The sequence below is a fragment of the Bradyrhizobium sp. sGM-13 genome, from assembly GCF_018398875.1.
Lineage (GTDB): Bacteria > Pseudomonadota > Alphaproteobacteria > Rhizobiales > Xanthobacteraceae > Bradyrhizobium.
The window spans coordinates 60,216-77,683 of sequence record NZ_JAGWDK010000003.1 but is presented as its reverse complement, the minus strand read 5'-3'; the positions used below and the strand labels follow the sequence as shown (position 1 = coordinate 77,683).

19 protein-coding genes and 1 pseudogene are annotated in these 17,468 nt (G+C 63.5%); 5 read left to right on the top strand and 15 right to left on the bottom strand.

Annotation, left to right across the window (positions count from 1 at the left end; all coding sequences use genetic code 11):
• Positions 1-57 precede the first annotated feature (57 nt).
• The 3 genes from KJQ96_RS04960 to KJQ96_RS04950 are packed head-to-tail and all read left to right on the top strand — an operon-like array spanning position 58 to position 1,398.
• A complete protein-coding gene (locus KJQ96_RS04960; RefSeq protein WP_016847054.1) occupies positions 58-288 on the top strand; it encodes a F0F1 ATP synthase subunit C in 231 nt (76 codons plus the stop codon).
• A 56-nt stretch (positions 289-344) separates the two neighbouring features.
• The gene (locus KJQ96_RS04955; RefSeq protein ID WP_213285590.1) at positions 345-908 is read left to right on the top strand and encodes a F0F1 ATP synthase subunit B'; all 564 of its coding nucleotides are present in this window, start codon (positions 345-347) and stop codon (positions 906-908) included.
• A 4-nt stretch (positions 909-912) separates the two neighbouring features.
• Positions 913-1,398, top strand: a complete 486-nt coding sequence (locus tag KJQ96_RS04950) for an ATP F0F1 synthase subunit B (RefSeq protein ID WP_213285589.1) — start codon at positions 913-915, stop codon at positions 1,396-1,398.
• Between the two features lie 51 nt (positions 1,399-1,449).
• Here KJQ96_RS04950 and KJQ96_RS04945 read toward each other — a convergent pair whose 3' ends face one another.
• The 9 genes from KJQ96_RS04945 to paoA form a co-directional block, all read right to left on the bottom strand.
• Positions 1,450-2,088 (bottom strand): hypothetical protein, encoded by a 639-nt coding sequence (locus KJQ96_RS04945; protein ID WP_213285588.1) that lies wholly within the window; start codon positions 2,086-2,088, stop codon positions 1,450-1,452.
• Positions 2,089-2,188: 100 nt separating this feature from the next.
• A complete protein-coding gene (locus KJQ96_RS04940) occupies positions 2,189-2,776 on the bottom strand; it encodes a GNAT family N-acetyltransferase (protein WP_213285587.1) in 588 nt (195 codons plus the stop codon).
• A gap of 23 nt (positions 2,777-2,799) precedes the next feature.
• Positions 2,800-4,089 carry a pitrilysin family protein gene (locus KJQ96_RS04935; RefSeq protein WP_213285586.1) on the bottom strand — a complete coding sequence of 430 codons (1,290 nt, stop codon included), beginning with the start codon at positions 4,087-4,089 and terminating at the stop codon, positions 2,800-2,802.
• The gene (gene thrC, locus KJQ96_RS04930; RefSeq protein WP_213285585.1) at positions 4,086-5,504 is read right to left on the bottom strand and encodes a threonine synthase; all 1,419 of its coding nucleotides are present in this window, start codon (positions 5,502-5,504) and stop codon (positions 4,086-4,088) included. The genes KJQ96_RS04935 and thrC overlap by 4 nt, the downstream gene beginning before the upstream one ends.
• A 153-nt stretch (positions 5,505-5,657) precedes the next feature.
• Positions 5,658-6,926: a lipoprotein-releasing ABC transporter permease subunit gene (locus KJQ96_RS04925; protein ID WP_213285584.1), complete on the bottom strand. Its 1,269-nt coding sequence runs from the start codon at positions 6,924-6,926 to the stop codon at positions 5,658-5,660.
• Between the two features lie 194 nt (positions 6,927-7,120).
• The gene (locus tag KJQ96_RS04920; protein WP_213285583.1) at positions 7,121-7,516 is read right to left on the bottom strand and encodes a cupin domain-containing protein; all 396 of its coding nucleotides are present in this window, start codon (positions 7,514-7,516) and stop codon (positions 7,121-7,123) included.
• A gap of 154 nt (positions 7,517-7,670) precedes the next feature.
• Positions 7,671-9,875: an aldehyde oxidoreductase molybdenum-binding subunit PaoC gene (gene paoC / locus KJQ96_RS04915; RefSeq protein WP_213285582.1), complete on the bottom strand. Its 2,205-nt coding sequence runs from the start codon at positions 9,873-9,875 to the stop codon at positions 7,671-7,673.
• 16 nt (positions 9,876-9,891) lie between these two features.
• Entirely contained in the window at positions 9,892-10,842 is a 951-nt protein-coding gene (locus KJQ96_RS04910) for a xanthine dehydrogenase family protein subunit M (protein WP_213285581.1), read from the bottom strand.
• Positions 10,839-11,489, bottom strand: a complete 651-nt coding sequence (paoA, locus tag KJQ96_RS04905; RefSeq protein WP_213285580.1) for an aldehyde dehydrogenase iron-sulfur subunit PaoA — start codon at positions 11,487-11,489, stop codon at positions 10,839-10,841. The genes KJQ96_RS04910 and paoA overlap by 4 nt, the downstream gene beginning before the upstream one ends.
• A gap of 248 nt (positions 11,490-11,737) precedes the next feature.
• Here paoA and KJQ96_RS40105 point away from each other — a divergent pair.
• Positions 11,738-11,840 (top strand): annotated as a pseudogene (locus tag KJQ96_RS40105) (LysR family transcriptional regulator); the annotation flags it as partial.
• 237 nt (positions 11,841-12,077) lie between these two features.
• On the opposite strand, the gene KJQ96_RS04900 reads toward KJQ96_RS40105, so the two are convergent.
• Positions 12,078-12,290: a hypothetical protein gene (locus KJQ96_RS04900; protein WP_213285579.1), complete on the bottom strand. Its 213-nt coding sequence runs from the start codon at positions 12,288-12,290 to the stop codon at positions 12,078-12,080.
• Positions 12,291-12,589: 299 nt separating this feature from the next.
• The gene (locus KJQ96_RS04895; RefSeq protein WP_213285578.1) at positions 12,590-13,234 is read right to left on the bottom strand and encodes a response regulator transcription factor; all 645 of its coding nucleotides are present in this window, start codon (positions 13,232-13,234) and stop codon (positions 12,590-12,592) included.
• Between the two features lie 113 nt (positions 13,235-13,347).
• Between KJQ96_RS04895 and KJQ96_RS04890 the strand changes: the two genes are divergently transcribed.
• Entirely contained in the window at positions 13,348-14,670 is a 1,323-nt protein-coding gene (locus KJQ96_RS04890) for a histidine kinase (protein ID WP_309142367.1), read from the top strand.
• Positions 14,671-14,673: 3 nt separating this feature from the next.
• On the opposite strand, the gene KJQ96_RS04885 is transcribed toward KJQ96_RS04890, so the two are convergent.
• The 4 genes from KJQ96_RS04885 to KJQ96_RS04870 form a co-directional block, all read right to left on the bottom strand.
• Positions 14,674-15,051: a nuclear transport factor 2 family protein gene (locus KJQ96_RS04885; RefSeq protein ID WP_249733761.1), complete on the bottom strand. Its 378-nt coding sequence runs from the start codon at positions 15,049-15,051 to the stop codon at positions 14,674-14,676.
• A 174-nt stretch (positions 15,052-15,225) separates the two neighbouring features.
• Positions 15,226-15,993, bottom strand: a complete 768-nt coding sequence (locus KJQ96_RS04880) for an SURF1 family protein (RefSeq protein WP_213285577.1) — start codon at positions 15,991-15,993, stop codon at positions 15,226-15,228.
• Entirely contained in the window at positions 15,990-16,376 is a 387-nt protein-coding gene (locus KJQ96_RS04875) for a DUF983 domain-containing protein (protein ID WP_213285576.1), read from the bottom strand. The genes KJQ96_RS04880 and KJQ96_RS04875 overlap by 4 nt, the downstream gene beginning before the upstream one ends.
• A 194-nt stretch (positions 16,377-16,570) precedes the next feature.
• The gene (locus KJQ96_RS04870; protein ID WP_057847981.1) at positions 16,571-17,461 is read right to left on the bottom strand and encodes a cytochrome c oxidase subunit 3; all 891 of its coding nucleotides are present in this window, start codon (positions 17,459-17,461) and stop codon (positions 16,571-16,573) included.
• Positions 17,462-17,468 lie beyond the last annotated feature (7 nt).

Genomic DNA, 17,468 nt, shown 5'->3' with positions numbered 1-17,468 from the left:
GCGGTCCGGGGAATTTCCACCCACACCTCTGTCTTACCCCCTCAAGGAGCTATAGAAATGGAACCGGCAGCAGCTAAACTTATCGGCGCGGGCATCGCATGCATCGGCATGGGCGGCGCGGGCGTCGGCGTGGGCATCATCTTCGGCAACTACCTCGCCGCTGCTGTGCGCAATCCTTCGGCGGCCCAGGGCCAGTTCGGCAACCTGATTTTCGGCTTCGCCGTGACCGAAGCGCTCGGCATTTTCTCGCTGCTGATCGCGCTGCTCTTGCTGTTCGTTCCGCTCTGAGCTGCACCCACTCGCGCCGCCTTCGGGCGGCGCGCTGACAGCAACAGGAGACCCCCGTGGCTGAAAAAAGTCCTGGTACCCCGGCCAAGGGCACCGGCGCCCATACCGAAGCCGATGGCGGACACGGCGGAGGATTTCCTCCGTTCGAGTCGAGCACGTTTGCTTCGCAACTGGTGTCGCTCGCCATCGCGTTCGTCGCGCTCTATGTGATCGTGTCCCGCTTTGCGCTGCCGCGCGTCGAAAGCGTGATCGACGCACGTCAGAACGCGATCGAGGGCGATCTGGCGGCGGCGCAGAAGTTCAAGGACGAGTCGGACGCTGCGCTGAAAGCGTATGAGACCGAGCTCGCTGCCGCCCGCTCCCGCGCCCAGGCCATAGGTAGCGAAACCCGCGAGAAGCTGAATGCGGCCGCGGAAGCCGAGCGCAAGACGCTGGAAGACCAGCTCACCGCCAAGCTTGCCGCCGCCGAGAAGCAGATCGCGGCGACGCGGGAAGCCGCGATGAGCAATGTCCGCGGCATCGCAGCGGATGCGGCCGGCGCGATCGTCCAGCGCCTCACCGGCGTGCTGCCCGACAGCAAGACGGTAAGCAAAGCCGTCGATGCTTCGTTGAAGGGATAGACCGATGTTCACCGAACCGGAAACCTGGGTCGCGATCGCCTTCGTCATCCTGATGGTGCTGTTTGCCTATCTCGGCATCCACAAGACGGTACTGACGGCGCTCGATCATCGCGGCGAACGCATCAAGGCCGAACTTGACGACGCCCGCCGTCTGAAAGAGGAGGCCGCCAAGCTGCTCGGCGAGTATCAGACCCGCCGCGCCAGCGCGGAGCGTGAGGCCGAGGAGATCGTCGCCAACGCCAAAGCCGAAGCCGAGCGCATCGCCACCGAAGCCAAGGCCAAGATGGAAGACTTCGTCGCCCGCCGCACCAAGACTGCCGAGAGCAAGATTGCGCTTGCCGAAGCCCAGGCGCTGGCCGACGTCCGCGCCGCCGCCGCCAACGCCGCGGTCGAAGCCGCCTCGACCATCCTGTCGCAGTCGGTCAAGGGCTCGGTCGCCGACGACCTGCTCGCCAAGGGCATTGCCGAGGTTCGCGCCAAGCTGAACTGAGCGCTTTCCACCATCGATCAAAAGCCGGCGCGAGACGATCGCGCCGGCTTTTTATTGCCTCTTCTTTTTCGGCGCCGGGCGCTCCGGCTTCAGGGCCTGCGGGTCGAAGCCGATATAGAAGATGTACCTGTCGCCGTCAGCGCCGGGGGGTACCGGATAGGTGAGATCTTCGGCCACCAGCGTGAACGGCTCGCTGCCGCTTTCGGTCATGTTGACCGTGGTCTGGTAGGCCTTGGTGGCGATGGTCTTCTCAGATACGCCGCCGTGCACCACTGCGACACGTATGGGGACCTGGACCGACGCCGGCGCGCCGGCGGGGCCTGCGATAACGCGTCCCTGAATGCCGATCCGGGCGGTAATCACACCGCCATTGAGGCTGCATTCGCGGGCCATCTTGCTGATCGTCGCCTGGAACCGCAGGTCATTGCCTACCGGCTGCTTGCCGGGCGCAGCAACGGCGTAGGTGGAAGCGCCTGACCGGACCGTGACCGGCGGACAGGTCAGATCGCCGGTGTCCTGCGGCACCGGCGCGGCAGGCGCGTCTGTGGCCGGCTCGTCCGATTTTCCTCCGAACAGGCTCTTGAAACGGTCGGTCAGCGATTGCGCCGATGCCGGCGGGGCCATCGTGCAAGCCAGCCCGCCCGCGACCGCAGCCGCGATCGCTACCCTGAGCAAACGATTGTCACCCATGCGACGTCCCTGCCATCCCCATCATCGTCTATTCCCGCGGCCTTATAGCAGCCCAATGGCGGCGAACCCAAGGCACCCAAAAGGCTTAGAAATCAACGGTTCAGCCGCGGAAATCCTCATGCAGCAGGCCGAACAGCAGGTGGTCCTGCCAGATGCCGTTGATGCAGAGATAGCGCCGCGCCAGCCCCTCGCGGGTGAAGCCGCACTTCTCCAGCACCCGGATCGACGGCGTATTGGAGGGAATGCAGGCCGCCTCGATGCGGTGCAGATTGAGTTCACCAAACAGCGTCGGCAGCAGCACCCGCAGCGCCGCGGTCATGTAGCCGCGGCAGGCGTGAGGCTCGCCGACCCAATATCCAATGGTCCCGGCCTGCACGATGCCGCGGCGGACGTTGGCGAGCGTGATGCCGCCGATCATGGCGCCATCACGCTCACGGAAGATGATGAAGGGATAGGAGCGGTCGGCGGCGATATCCTCGGCGTAGCGACGCAGCCGGCGGCGGAACCCGGCGCGGGTCAGATCGTCCGACGGCCAGATCGGCTCCCATGGCGTCAGATAGGTCCGGCTTTGTTCGCGCAATTGCGCCCATTGCGGGAAGTCCGCCATTTGGGGAGCGCGCAGCAGGAGGCCGTGGCCACGCGGCACGAGCGCAGCCGGTCCGCTGGTTGGCAAACGAAACAGGGCCATGGCCCACTCTCCCCAGCCCTACCTCAATGTAGAAGGGTTTTCGCCTTCGACCGCGTCAATCCTTCCGCAAAAGACACCGCCGTGTCCAGACCCCTTCCGCTACCAAGCGCGACAACCGCCGGCCGGCTGCGGGACAATAGCGCGTGCGCCGCGTTTCGGGTCGATTCGATGGAAACCGCATCGATCCTGGTGACCAGTTCCTCCACCGTCAGCGGCCGTCCATAGGCCAGCACGTGCCGCGCAAGCTGTTCGGCCCGGGACGAGCAGCTTTCCAGCGCCATCAACAGCCCCGCCTTCATCTGCGCCTTGGCGCGAGCGATCTCGGCTTCGGTCAGGGTTTCCACGGCGTCGTTGATGACGTCGACGATGACCTCCATCATCTCCGGGGCATCGCCGGGATCGGTGCCGGTGTAGAGGCCGAAGAACCCGGTGTCGGCATAGGGCGCGTGGAAGGTGTAGATCGAGTAGCACAGGCCGCGCTTTTCGCGCACTTCCTGGAACAGCCGCGACGACATTCCGCCGCCGAGCGTGTTGGTGAAGACCTGCAGCGAAAACAATGACAGGTCGGTCTGCGGCACGCCTTCGAGCGCGAGCGTCAAATGCGCCTGTTCGAGATCGCGGTGTACCACGCGCGAGCCGCCCTTGCCGAACATCGCCGGTTGCGGCTTCGGCGCCGGCGTGGCGTCGAAGCTGGCAAATTTCTGCGCCGCTTCCTCCACCACGCGCTTGTGGTCGACCGCACCGGCGGCCGCCACCACCATGTCGGGGCCGCGGTAATGCGTCGTCAGATAGCCGCGCAACATGTCGCGATCGAAATTCTTCAGCGTCTTCGCCGTGCCAAGCAGCGACCGGCCCATCGGCTGGTCCGGAAAGCAGAGCTCGTTGAGGTGCTCGAACACGACGTCATCGGGTGTATCCTGCGCCGCGCCGATCTCCTGCACGATGACGCTCTTCTCGCGCTCGAGTTCGTCCGGCACGAAGGACGGATTGGTGAGGATGTCGGAGAGCACGTCGAGCGCCAGCGGCACGTCAGCCTTCATCACCCGCGCGTAATAGGCCGTGGTCTCGGTCGAGGTCCCGGCATTGAGGTCGCCGCCGACCGCCTCGATTTCCTCCACGATCTCGCGCGAGGAGCGCCGCGTCGTACCCTTGAAAGCCATGTGTTCGAGAAGATGCGAGATGCCGTGCTCGTTCGGCTTCTCGTCGCGGCCGCCAACGCCGGCCCAGACGCCAAGCGCGGCCGTTTCCAGATGCGGCATGGTGTCTGTGACGACGGTCAGGCCGGACGGCAGCTTGGTGACATCAACGCTCATCCGGCAACTCCCTGCTTCGCGGCGCGGCTGACCGAGCGCACGAATCGCTCCACCTCGGCTGAATCGTTTTTCATCACCGTGATGTGCTCGGATTTGGTCATGAGGCCGTCGAGCCAGGCCGGCAGTTGCGGCCGCACGCCGCACGCAGCTTCCACCGCATCGGGGAACTTGGCCGGATGCGCCGTCGACAGCACGATGTTGGGGAGCTTCGAATCCGAGATATCGCGATCGGCCACCGCCAGCGCCACCGCGGTATGGGGATCGACGAGGTCGCCGGCCTCGCGCCAGGCGGCACGGATCGCGGCCGACGTCTCGGTTTCGTCGGCGCGGCCGGCGTCGAACTCCTCGCGGATCGCCGCCAGCATGGCATCCGGCAGCACGAAACGTCCCGACTGTTTTAGCGAGGCCATCAGCCGGCGGACGCTGTCGGCGTCGCGGCGGCTCGCCTCGAACAACAGCCGCTCGAAATTAGAGGAGACCTGGATGTCCATCGAGGGCGAAGCGGAGGCGTGAACTTCGCGGACTTCATAGATGCCGGTCTTGAGCGTGCGCGGCAGGATGTCGTTGACGTTGGAGGCGATGCGCAGCCAGCGCACCGGCAGGCCCATCCTCTTCGCCACGTAGCCTGCAAAGATGTCGCCGAAATTCCCCGTAGGCACCGTGAAGTCCATGGTACGCGCGGGCGCGCCGAGCGCCACCGCCGACGTGAAGTAATACACCACCTGCGCGACGATCCGCGCCCAGTTGATCGAATTGACGCCCGACAGCGAGACCGCGTCGCGAAAGCCGTGATGGTTGAACATCGCCTTCACGAGTGCCTGACAATCGTCGAAGGTGCCTTCGATCGCCAGCGCATGCACGTTGGACGCGCCCGCCGTCGTCATCATCCGCCGCTGCACGTCGGAGATGCGCCCGTTCGGGAACAGCACGACGAGGTCGACATTGTCGAGATTGGCAAACGCATCAACCGCGGCGCCGCCGGTGTCGCCTGAGGTCGCGACCACGATGGTGGTGCGCTGATTGCGCTTGGCCAGCACGTGATCCATCAGCCGCGAGATCAACTGCATGGCGACGTCCTTGAACGCCAGCGTCGGGCCGTGGAACAGCTCCAGCACGAATTGATGGGGACTGACCTGCTTCAGCGGCACCACCGCGGGATGGCGGAACGTCGCATAAGCCTCATTCGCCATGCGGCCGAGATCGGCGTCGGAAATTTCGCCCGCGGCAAACGGCTTGATGACGTCGACGGCAACTTCCCAATAGGGGCGGCCGAAGAAGGAGGCGATGGTCTCGCTCGATAACTGCGGCCAGACCTCAGGCACGTAGAGGCCGCCGTCGCGGGCGAGCCCGGTCAGCATCACATCGCAGAAACCCAGGACGGGGGCCTCCCCCCGCGTCGAAATATAGCGCGTCAAACCACCCTCCAAAGGCGCAAGCCCTGTGCCAAGCCTTTGATATTAGCCATGAATTAGATTTCGCCAAGCGCGAAGCGAGGGCGCACCATAATGGGTTTTGCGGCGAAGGGGAAATGGCTCGTGAGCGAAAAGCAACTGAGTGTGCGCCCGCCCTCACCCATATCGAAGCACATCGACCGGATCGAGCCGTGCGGCGCGCCAGGATGGATAGAGCGTCGCGAGCAACGACAGCGTCAACGCCATGACCACGACGGCGGCGGTTTCGCCGAAATCGATCTCCGCCGGCAGCTTCGACAAGAAGTAGAGTTTTGGTGGAAACAGCTCGGTATTGGTGAGCCAGGACAGGAATTGCCGGATCGTTTCGATATTCAGGCAAACCAGCATGCCGACGAGCAGTCCGGTCACCGTGCCGAGCACGCCGATCGCAGCACCCGCGATCAGGAATATCCGCATGATTGCCCCTCGCGAGGCGCCCACGGTGCGCAGAATCGCGATGTCGCTGCCCTTGTCCTTCACCAGCATGATCAGGCCCGACACGATGTTCAGCGCGGCGACCAGCACGATCAAGGTCAGGATCAGGAACATGATATTGCGCTCGACCTGAAGTGCGGCGAAGAAGGCCGAGGTGCGCCGTCGCCAGTCGACGAGGAACACCGGCCGTCCCGCGGCGTCAGCTACTGGCCTTCGGAAGCTGTCGACCCGGTCAGGGCTGCCGTCGATAAAAATTTCGATGGCGCTCACGTCATCGGCGCGGTTGAAATAGGCCTGCGCCTCGGCGAGCGGTAAAAAGACTATGACGGAATCATATTCCGACATGTCGATGCTGAACACCGCTGCAACCTTGTACGGCTTGATCCGCGCCGTCGTGGCCTTCGACCTCGCTGCGCCATCTGGCGCGACGAGCGTGATGTTGTCGCCGGCACGCAGTGACAATTGATCGGCAAGCCTGCGTCCGATCGCGACCCCTCGTCCCTGATCGAATTCATCCAGCGAGCCCTGCTGGATATTGCCGGCGATCGCGGCAAGTTTGTTGAGGTCATCGGAGCGAATGCCGCGAACGAGCACGCCGGAGGCGTTATGCGCCGACGATGCAAGCGCCGGAGCGTCCACCACGGGAACGGCGAGGCGTATGCCTGGAACCTGACTGATGCGCTCGGTGACGTCCTCCCAGTCCGTCAACGGCTGCTCCAGCGGCTGCACCAGAAGGTGGCCGTTCAGGCCGACGATCTTGCCCACCAGCTCCTTGCGGAAGCCGTTCATGACCGCCATCACGATGATCAGCGTCGCAACGCCGAGCATGATGCCGAGGAAAGAAAAGCCGGCGATAACGGAAATGAAGCCTTCCTTGCGACGCGCCCGCAAGTACCGCCCGGACAGCAGCCATTCGAATGCCGAGAACGGCAGGGGGCGCGGATTCTCCATGGCTCCACTTTAGCGCGTTTTTGGAACGATTGGCGCTCTAGCTTTGAAGAATGATCCTCATCCACCGCCATATTCCTGCCATGCCAGATCAGGGCCGCGAGCGCCGAACGACAAACGGCGTCTCAATAAGACAGAAAGACGTAGAGGGCCGGGACGAGCCCGGCCTCGGTCAAGCTCTCAAAATTTCACTCCAATCAAGCCCGGTATTGTTCGTCGCTGACCTTCTCCATCCAGTCGACGGTCTTGCCGTCGAGCCGCTCCTGGATCGCGATATGCGTCATCGCCGTGGTCGGTGTCGCGCCATGCCAGTGCTTTTCGCCGGGCGGAAACCAGATGACGTCGCCCGGGTGAATTTCCTCGACACGTCCGCCCCACGCCTGCACCCAGCCGCGCCCCGAGGTAACGATCAGGGTCTGACCGAGCGGATGGGTGTGCCATGCCGTGCGCGCACCGGGCTCGAATGTGACGTGGGCACCGGCAACACGCGCGGGATCGGCGGCCTGGAATAGCGGATCGACACGCACGCTGCCGGTGAAATATTCCGCAGGTCCCTTGCCGGAGGGCTGTGAACCGCTTCGCTTGATTTCCATCGTTCCGTTCCTTGCTTGCACCTGGACAGAGTGCGTGACATCTGCCGCCAACACAGCGAGGCCGGCGCTTGCTATGAGGCCTCGTCGCGTGATCATGGCTCTCCCTTGCTTGAAGATCAGGAATTGAATTTACGTGTCGAGATACTTGGGTAGTTCAACCTACGTTGGGCAGTCGCTCCAGCAGCTTGTCGAGCGTGATCGGATAGTCGCGCACACGGACGCCGGTGGCGTTGTAGACGGCGTTGGCGACCGCCGCCGCCACGCCGCAGATGCCGAGCTCGGCGACGCCCTTGGCCTTCATCGGCGACGACATCGGGTCGGTCTCGTCGAGGAAGATCATGTCCTGATGCGGAATGTCCGCGTGAACCGGCACTTCGTAGCCAGCCAAGTCATGGTTGACGAAGAAGCCGGCGCGTTCGTCGACGACAAGTTCCTCCATCAGTGCCGCGCCCACGCCCATGGTCATCGCGCCGATCACCTGGCTGCGCGCGGTCTTCGGATTGAGAATGCGGCCGGCGGCACAGACCGCGAGCATCCGGCGCACCCGGATTTCGGCCGTGGCGGCATCGACGCCGACTTCGACGAAGTGCGCGCCGAAGGTCGATTGCTGATACTTCTTGTCGATGTCGCCATACTCAATGCCGTCCTCGGCACTGAGGCCGCCATCGCCCGCGGCCTGCGCCAGCGGCACGCGGCGGTTACCCGAGCGAACCTCACCATCGGCGAACTCCGCTTCCGCCGAGTTGAAACCAAGTTTTTGCGCGATCGACTCGCGCAACTTGACGCATGCGGCATAAACGCCTGCGGTCGAGTTGTTGCCGCCCCATTGTCCGCCGGAGCCAGATGACACCGGGAAGGTCGAGTCTCCCAAACGCACCACTACTTTCTCCATCGGCACACCCATCATCTCGGCCGCAGTCTGCGCGATGATCGTGTAGCTGCCGGTGCCGATGTCGGTCATATCGGTCTCGACGGTTACAACGCCGTTGTTATCGAGCCGCACGCGCGCGGCCGACTTCGTCAACAGATTGTTGCGAAACGCGGCTGCGACGCCCATGCCGACCAGCCAACGCCCGTCGCGGACCCCGCCCGGCTGCGGATTGCGCTTGTTCCAGCCGAAGCGCTCCGCGCCTGTCCGCAGGCACTCGGTGAGGCGGCGCTGCGAGAACGGGCGCTCGGGCTTTTCCGGATCGACCTGGGTATCGTTGATGATACGGAACTCGATCGGATCCATGCCGAGCCGCTCGGCCATTTCGTCAACCGCGATTTCGAGCGCCATCATGCCCGATGCCTCGCCCGGCGCGCGCATGGCGTTGCCTTCGGGCAAGTTCAGCTCGGCGAGCCGCGTGGCGGTCATGCGGTTGGCGCCGGCATATAGCAGCCGCGTCTGGGCGACCGCGCCCTCCGGCCTGCCGCCGGGCAGATTGCCGGACCACTCTTCATGACCGATGGCCGAGATTTTGCCATCCCTGGCCGCACCGATGCGGATGCGCTGGATCGTTGCGGGGCGATGTGTGGTGTTGTTGAAGACGAAGGGCCGCGGCAGCGCCACCTTCACGGGCCGCCCCGTTGCGCGCGCGCCGAGTGCCGCCAGTAATGCATCCGAACGAACGAACAGTTTGGAGCCGAAGCCGCCGCCGATGAAGGGCGAGATCAGGCGAACGTTCTCCTTTGGAATGTCCAGCGTCTTCGCCACCTCCCCCACTCCCCAGGCGATCATCTGGTTCGAGGTCCAGAGCGTGAGCTTGTCGCCGTTCCAGGCGGCGATCGAGGCATGCGGCTCCATCATCGCATGCGCTTGATCGGGCGTGGTGTAGCTGGCGTCAAGTTGAACCGGCGCTGCGGCGAACGCGTCGGCAAAATCACCGACCGCCGTATCGGCCGGACCGCCGAACACGGCCTGGGGCTTGGCAATGTCCTTAGCTGCCGCGAGATCGAAAGCGCCATCCGTTCGGACATAGTCGACGCGGACGAGTTCCGCGGCGGCGCGGGCCTGCTCGAAGGTATCGGCAACCACGAGCGCGATCGCCTGGTGATAATGCTCGATGTCGGGACCGCCGAGCAGCTTCGCAGTGTTGCGATCACCCTTGCCGAGCTTGCCGGCATTGTCAGCCGTGACGATAGCACGCACGCCCGGTGCGGACTTGGCGGCAGCGAGATCTATACCGGTGATCCGGCCCTTGGCGATGGCCGAGCCGATCACGTAACCGTAAGCCGGATTTGAAATGCCCTCGTGGTGCTCGTAGGCATAACGCGCGGTGCCCGTGGTCTTGAGCGGACCATCGATGCGATCGGCGGGCTTACCGACCACCTTGAGCTGGTCGATCGGATTGATTGTGGCGGGGGTTTCGAATCTCATGGATCAACCTTTCGGATCAGCCTTTCGCTTCAGCCAGCACGGCGCCCAACGTGCGTTCGGCCAGCGCCAGCTTGAATGCATTCTCCCGCGTCGGCCTTGCGTCGGCGAGCAACCGTGCGGCGACCGCCTTGGCGCCATTCGGCATCTGGGCCTCGGCCGCCTCGACACGCCATGGCTTGTGCGCGACGCCGCCGAGCGCGACACGCCCCGTTCCGTCGCGCTGCACGATCGCAGCCACCGAGACCAGCGCGAAGGCGTAGGAGGCGCGGTCGCGCACCTTGCGGTAGATCTGTTTGCCGCCGACGGGTTTTGGCAGCGTCACCGCCGTGATCAAGTCGCCCGGCATCAACGTCGTCTCGATGTGCGGCGTATCGCCGGGCAGACGGTAAAATTCGGCAATCGGGATCGTTCGCGTCGCGCCGTCGGGCCGCACGGTTTCGACGGTGGCATCGAGCGCGCGCATCGCCACCGCCATGTCGCTCGGATGGGTCGCTATGCAGGCTTCGCTTGCGCCGACGACAGCATGCTGGCGGCTGAAGCCGCCGATCGCCGCACAGCCGCTGCCGGGCTTCCGTTTGTTGCAGGACTGGTTGGTGTCATAGAAGTAAGGGCAGCGCGTTCGCTGCAGCAGATTGCCTGCCGTGGTCGCCATGTTGCGCAATTGTCCCGAGGCGCCCGCAAGCAGCGCGCGCGACAATACACCGTAGTCGCGCCGCACGCGCGTGTCCGCGGCGAGATCGGTGTTGCGCACCAGCGCGCCGATGCGTAGTCCGCCCTCTTGCGTCGGCTCGATCTTGTCGAGTGCGAGGCCGTTGACGTCGATCAGATGGGCCGGCGTCTCGATCTCGAGCTTCATCAGGTCCAGGAGATTGGTGCCTCCGGCGATGAATTTGGCATCCGGCTTGCGCATCGCGGAAGCGGCAGCCTCAGCCGGCGTGCGGGCGCGTTCGTAGGTGAATGATCTCATGCGGGCCTCCCGGCGACTTCCGATATTGCCTCGGCGATGTTGGAGTAGGCGCCGCAACGGCAGATGTTGCCGCTCATGCGCTCGCGGAGCTCGGAATTGCTGAGTTGCGGCGGCGCGTTCAGATCGGCACTGACGTGGCTCGGGATGCCGGCCTTGATCTCGTCAAGCACAGCGACGGCCGAGCAAATTTGTCCCGGCGTGCAATATCCGCATTGGTAGCCGTCATGCTTGACGAAAGCGGCCTGCATCGGGTGCATGTTCTCGGGCGTGCCGAGCCCCTCGACGGTCGTGATGCGCTCGCCCTCGTGCATCACGGCGAGCGTCATGCAGGAATTGATCCGCCTTCCGCCAACAATGACCGTACAGGCGCCGCACTGGCCGTGATCGCAGCCCTTCTTGGTGCCGGTGAGATGCAGGTGCTCGCGCAGCGAGTCGAGCAGCGTGGTTCTCGGGTCGAGCGTGAGGCCCCGCGCCGTTCCGTTCACGGTGAAGGAGACTTTCCATTCGGCAGAGACGTCAGCGACGGCAGCCTCCACGGCAGGCACCTGGGCATTGACGATGGATGGCGCCGCCGTCAGCGCTATTGATGCAGCGCTTCCCGCCAACAGTTTACGCCGCGATAATTCGAAGTCGCTCGGACTTTTCATGTCGTGTTCCCGTTTGTGCTTTTTGCCCGGATCGCGTTCGAGGCAGGGCGCGGTCTGTACCGCTGCCCCCCGTGAAATATCCGGCTGCGCTCCTGTAACTGCGCCGCGTTTCGGCTGTTCCTGGCCGGCGTTCACGTTTGATAGAGCGCGACGACCGGTGCGAGCGACGCCAGGCCCAACATCTAGCGGCTGCAGGCGCGTCCTATTAGATCGTAGGGTTAACTTAGACCTATGAAATGGATTCATGAATGGCGCGGCAAAACATCAGCGATCTCACCGCGTTCCTTGCAGTGGCGCGCGAAAGAAGCTTCACCAGGGCGGGCGCAGCTCGGTACTTCACCCTCTGCGCTTGAGGCTGCGTTGCTGATGCTTGTTGCCGGACCAGCAAAAAGGGCCGCAGGTGAACCTGCGGCCCTCTCTCCTGGAAGGGTCTGTCTTAATTGCCTGTGCAGACCTTCATGGTTTTCATACTGGTTTCGGCCGCCATCCGGGTAAGGCTCCAATGATGCAGGCAACGCGCGATGGAATCGATTGTTCCAGTTTTTCCCGATCTAGCGTGGATGAGCCGTCGGGCAAAGCGGCGGTGAGCTAGTCCTCCTGGGGTCCTTCCAGGCTTTTGAGATATTTGAGCCCCTCGACCGCCAGTAGTTCCGTGTCGGTCTCGCCCGCACTACAGCGCTGTTGGATAAAGCGCTGAAGACTGGCGCGGCGTGCGTCGTTCTCGTCGATACCGCTGTGGATCAGCAGGTAGACGCTCCAGGCCCGTGCAAAGGCGGCTTCTGCGACATCGGGGCTGTTCATCCAGCTCTCCTTGCAAGTGCTCCGCAAGGTTACTTTGCCTATTTTTCCCGTCAACTGGCGGCAGACTATCCGCTCCATCCTTCTTGCTTGGTCGCAGCGGAACAAAATCGACTGTGGGTGATACGCGAATTGCAGCGGCGCAAACGGGTCGCGACCACGCGGCGCGGCCGGTTTAGCCCACGCGGATGCCAGAGCTTCTCGGTTCTGATTGAATCAGAACCGGGCTCTGGATCCTTGTCTTGACGTGTTTTCTTGACGCGAACCGGTGTCCACTTCGCTGGAAAACGCTCCAGTGGCGTTCAGCCGAGCCCCATCTCGACCGCGATCCGGATCAAGTCCGAATGGTTCTTGGCCCCGAGCTTCTGCTTGAGCAGCGAGGTGGTGTTGGCCACCGTTTTGTAGGAAATCTCCAGCGCGTCGGCGACCTCGACGATCTTGTCACCACGGCCCAACAGCCGCAGGATTTCCAGCTCGCGCGCCGTCATCAGCGATGCCGGATTGGCCTTGATCGACGCGCCTGAAAACGTCACCGCCTCCGCCAGTTGCGGTGAAATGAAATTCTCGCCCGCGGCCACCTTGCGGACCGCCCTCACAAGCATCCGGGGATCATCGCCCTTCGAAACATAGCCCTGCGCGCCCATCTCGATGGCGCGAACGACGAACGCCGGATCGTCATTCATGCTAAACATGATGATCCTGGCACCCGGATCGTCCTTGCGGATGCGCCGCATCAGCTCGAAACCGGAAACGTCGGGAAGCTTGATGTCGATAACCGTGACGTCGGGCTTCCTGGCAACATAGGCGCGGTGGCCGGACTTGGCGTCGGTGGCTTCCTCGATCTTGACGGAATTGTCCGAGGCGAACAGCGAACGGCAACCGGACAGGACCACCGGATGGTCGTCGACGATCAATACCTTCGTTGCCGATCTGGCAGAATTTTGCATCATCCATCCCCTATCGGGATAAATAAGCGGTTGGGGGTATTTGAAAAGAGAAATCTTGGGTTGCGGGAACTAAAATAGTGCAAATGTGGGAACGGCTTTCTCTTAGAACGCGATTGTTGCTGCCGCTCGGCCTGATGTTCGTGGCCGCCCTGCTGGCCGGAGCCGTTTCGCTCCAGATCTTTGCCTCTGCGCAACTTCTGGAGGAAGCCGAGCCAGGGACTCGCTCGGCCAAAACGGTCGCGACGGCGCTCAACGCTGCGCTTGGAGCCTCGGCCAATCCGCAAGCAACCCTCGAGGCGTTCGTGCAATCACTTGGAACGTCGGAAACAATCCGGTTTCGGCGCCTCGGGACCGATCTCGATGTTTACCCTCCCGAGGTGCAGACCCCCCTGGGTACGGTGCCTGAGTGGTTCGTCCACCTCCTCGCCATCCCCGAAATCGGGACAGCCTTCCCCGTGATGGTCGAGGGGAAGCAGGTCGGCGATATCGTATTTGCGCCGGACATGTCCGCCGACATCTACGAAAAGTGGATCGGATTTCTGGCGATCGCCTGCTCCGGAATTATCCTGATGCTGCTGACGGGGGCGATCGCCCACCTCACCGTGCGCTCCGCATTGGTACCGCTGCAGAATCTGGGCGATGGCCTGACCCGCATGCGAACGGGGAATTACGAACAGCTAATTTCCCCTGCCGGTCCGCCCGAGGTCCGCAGGAGCGCGCAGGAAGCCAACGAACTCGCCCGCACCCTCAATCGCCTCAGCCAGGATAATCGTAGCCTGCTGCGCCGGATCATGTCGCTGCAGGATGACGAGCGGCAGGACATGGCGCGCGAGCTCCATGATGAACTCGGGCCGCTGCTGTTCGGGATCCGCGCCAACACGGTGGCGCTCTTGGAAACCATCCCGTCCGCTAACGCGGAGTTGAGGAGCGCGGCCGATGGCATTCTGCAGTCGGTCGAAACCTTGCAGCAGGCGAACCGCCGCATCCTGGACCGCCTGCGGCCGCTCTACATTCACGAGCTCGGCCTCGAGAAGAGCATCCAGACGCTGCTGCGGAATGCGAAGGCGCAGTCGCCTGATCTCAAAGTGACGTCGCAGATCGACGCTGATCTGAACGAGGTCGATGGCTTGCTGTCGCAGACGGTCTATCGCGTGATCCAGGAGGCGGTGACAAATGTGCTCCGCCACGCCAAAGCGAAATCGATGCATGTCGCGGCGGGCATCAACGAGCGCGAAGTGACCGTGGAAGTATCCGACGATGGCATCGGCTTTCCGGCAGATCGGATGTTCGGCCGGGGACTGACGGGAATGCTGGAGCGCGTCCGGGCGCTGAGCGGGACGCTTGAGCTGCTGCGCGAGGCAGGGCGCACCAGCGTTCGTTGCCGGCTTCCAGCGGGCGATTCCGCCTTACATTCGCAACACGCAGAACGGAGTTAACGATCAGTCGCCAGTGGCGGCAACTTCCCGGCACAACGCCTGGCCCGAGGGGGCGCAGGTGGTGCGCAAGATCTTGGCGTCGCGCGAAAAGGCGAATGCGATGCGGACTGGCATGCCTTCGTGGCTCAGATAATCGAGCACGACGCCGTCAGTGGTCGGCGTGATTTCCTCCAGCCCGAATGCGGTGGGTGCGATCGCATCGAGGCGCGGCCGCCAGTAGGACTCGAGTCCGGCGCGGCCTTCACTGACCTTGGCCTCGCCGCACCGGCATTCGGCGATCGCGTCATCAGCATAGAGGTCGAGCAATGTCGCGAGGTCGCGATTGCGGCACGCGTCCAGCCAGTCGACCACTAATGCTACCTGATCGAAATCATCAGCCAATTCCGCGATCCCATCCACGTTGCCATACCTTGTCCCGAGTGCTGACGCGGGTGACGGAGTATGGCGATCGTCGTGAATGGACACTGAACAGCCTATTTCCGGAACTCACCTTGGTCCCTAAATGATTGTGCGGAACAAAGGTTCCATGAGGCTAGTCCGGACGAATACGGGGTCTCATGCTCGACGTTGCGCGCGCCACCACACACCGAACGCAATGACGACTGCAAAGGCGAGCGTGAACCAAGTGATGGCGTATTGCAGGTGATTGTCCTTGAGGTGCACGGAGAGTGGCCCGGGCTTTGGAATGCCGCTTTCGGGCACCGGATGTTCCAGATCGACATAGAACGGCGCGACGGCCTTGCCGCCTTCGACCCAGCCGAGCGCATGCGCCATCGCGAGATGATCGCGAGTGAACCAAAGCCGTTTTGCTACGCTCTCCGGCGGCGTCAGCGTGCCGGCGCTCTCGGGAAACCGGATATAGCCGGTGAGCTGCACCGGGTCACCGGTGATGAGGCGTCTTGCGGCGCGATCCTGCTGGGCGCGGTCCTGCATCGTGTTCTGCACAAAGCCGGTGTTGACCACGATGGTGTTGCCATCGGCGAGCTGCGCCGGCAGGAAGGCCCAGGTGCCGGGGCCGGAGATGTCATCGCGCACCGCGGAGCCCGCACTATAGACCATCGCATCCGGCAAGGGCGCGTAGGTGGCAGTGAAGCTGACGCGGCGGAATTCGTCTTTGGCTGGTGTCAACGTATGCCATTGCGTTTGCGCCGGCAGCGCCTCGGGCGCGGCCGCGAGCCGTTCATTCAACCTGGCGATCAGCGCGTGCTTCTCGACCCGGCGCTGCAATTGCCAAACGCCAAGGCCGGCGAAGACCGCCACCATGATCAGCGTGAAGACGGCAAAGCCGGTGACCGGCCGCCGCCGTGACGAAAGACCGGTCATTTCGGCTCGCGGTCGATCAGCCGGCCCGGCGCCGCCTTGTGATGGAACTGCAGCGCGATCAGAAGCGACTTCATCGAGCGTAACGGCAGAAGCGTGGTCGCTGCGATCAGCGGCAGCCAGAGCGCCGCATGCAGCCAGAACGGCGGCTGATATCTGACTTCGACGATCAGGGCGGCGGTGACCACGATGGCGCCTGCCAGCATGATGATGAAGATCGCAGGACCGTCGCCAGAATCGATGAAGGCGTAGTCGAGCCCGCAAGCTTCGCAATTCGGGCGCAGGTCGAGGAAGCCCGCATAGAGCTTGCCCTTGCCACAACGCGGGCAGCGGCAGGCGAGGCCGCGGAGCGCGCTCTGAGTGAGTGTGGGTGAAGTGTCAGCCATCGACTTTTCCTTCCCTCTCCCCTCGTGGGAGAGGGTGGCGCCTCACGAAGTGAGGCGACGGGTGAGGGGTTCTCTCCGCGGAGACAGACCCATCATCCGCCTTCGCTTCGCGAAGGCACCTTCTCCTACAAGGGGAGAAGGGTAAGAAAAAGGGCGGTCCTTCCGACCGCCCCTTGTAGCACGTCGAGCCTGTATCAGTGCCCGGCCACCGGTCCCGAACCGCGGAACCAGACGTAAATGGTGACGAACAGGAACAACCACACCACGTCGACGAAGTGCCAGTACCAGGCGGCGAATTCGAAGCCGAGGTGCTGCTTCGGTGTGAAGTGGCCGGCATAGGCGCGGAACAGGCAGACCAAGAGGAAGACAGTGCCGACCAGCACGTGGAAGCCGTGGAAGCCGGTGGCCATGAAGAAGGTTGCGCCGTAGATGTTGCCCGAGAACGAGAACGTGGCGTGCGCATATTCATAAGCCTGCACGGCGGTGAAGCAGGCGCCGAGCACGACGGTGAGGATCAGGCCGTATTTGAGTCCTTGGCGATCGTTCTCCAGCAGCGCGTGGTGCGCCCATGTAACCGTGGTGCCCGAGGTCAGCAGCAACAGCGTGTTGAGCAGCGGCAGGTGCCAGGGATCGAAGGTCTCGATACCCTTCGGCGGCCAGGTGCCCGGCACGGGGCAGGCGCCGGCAGCCGTCCCCGGACCACAACCGAACACTGCGTCGCGGGTGGCGTGGACCGCATCCGCAGGGAACAGCGCGGAATTAAAGAACGCCCAGAACCAGGCGACAAAGAACATCACCTCGGAGGCGATGAACAGGATCATGCCGTAGCGGTGGCTGATCTGCACCACGCGGGTGTGGTCGCCCTTGTACTGGGCTTCGCGGATCACGTCGCCCCACCAGCTCGCCATGGTGTAGAGCACGCCGATGGTCCCGACACCGAAGATGATCGGGGCGGCGGCGAACATGTGATGCATCCAGGCGATCGCGCCCACGGCCATGATGAAGGCCGAGATCGAGCCGACGACCGGCCACGGGCTCGGATCGACGAGGTGGTAGTCGTGGTGCTTCGCGTGCGCCGTAGCCATTGCGGTC

Excerpts from the sequence above, each read along its gene's own strand:
- paoA (WP_213285580.1), bottom strand. The coding sequence starts at position 11,489 with ATGAAAAGTCCGAGCGACTTCGAATTATCGCGGCGTAAACTGTTGGCG.
- KJQ96_RS04950 (WP_213285589.1), top strand. The coding sequence starts at position 913 with ATGTTCACCGAACCGGAAACCTGGGTCGCGATCGCCTTCGTCATCCTG.
- KJQ96_RS04880 (WP_213285577.1), bottom strand. The coding sequence starts at position 15,993 with ATGACCGGTCTTTCGTCACGGCGGCGGCCGGTCACCGGCTTTGCCGTC.
- KJQ96_RS04920 (WP_213285583.1), bottom strand. The coding sequence starts at position 7,516 with ATGGAAATCAAGCGAAGCGGTTCACAGCCCTCCGGCAAGGGACCTGCG.
- KJQ96_RS04910 (WP_213285581.1), bottom strand. The coding sequence starts at position 10,842 with ATGAGATCATTCACCTACGAACGCGCCCGCACGCCGGCTGAGGCTGCC.
- KJQ96_RS04900 (WP_213285579.1), bottom strand. The coding sequence starts at position 12,290 with ATGAACAGCCCCGATGTCGCAGAAGCCGCCTTTGCACGGGCCTGGAGC.
- KJQ96_RS04870 (WP_057847981.1), bottom strand. The coding sequence starts at position 17,461 with ATGGCTACGGCGCACGCGAAGCACCACGACTACCACCTCGTCGATCCG.
- KJQ96_RS04940 (WP_213285587.1), bottom strand. The coding sequence starts at position 2,776 with ATGGCCCTGTTTCGTTTGCCAACCAGCGGACCGGCTGCGCTCGTGCCG.
- KJQ96_RS04960 (WP_016847054.1), top strand. The coding sequence starts at position 58 with ATGGAACCGGCAGCAGCTAAACTTATCGGCGCGGGCATCGCATGCATC.
- paoC (WP_213285582.1), bottom strand. The coding sequence starts at position 9,875 with ATGAGATTCGAAACCCCCGCCACAATCAATCCGATCGACCAGCTCAAG.
- KJQ96_RS04935 (WP_213285586.1), bottom strand. The coding sequence starts at position 4,089 with ATGAGCGTTGATGTCACCAAGCTGCCGTCCGGCCTGACCGTCGTCACA.
- KJQ96_RS04875 (WP_213285576.1), bottom strand. The coding sequence starts at position 16,376 with ATGGCTGACACTTCACCCACACTCACTCAGAGCGCGCTCCGCGGCCTC.
- KJQ96_RS04895 (WP_213285578.1), bottom strand. The coding sequence starts at position 13,234 with ATGCAAAATTCTGCCAGATCGGCAACGAAGGTATTGATCGTCGACGAC.
- KJQ96_RS04945 (WP_213285588.1), bottom strand. The coding sequence starts at position 2,088 with ATGGGTGACAATCGTTTGCTCAGGGTAGCGATCGCGGCTGCGGTCGCG.
- KJQ96_RS04925 (WP_213285584.1), bottom strand. The coding sequence starts at position 6,926 with ATGGAGAATCCGCGCCCCCTGCCGTTCTCGGCATTCGAATGGCTGCTG.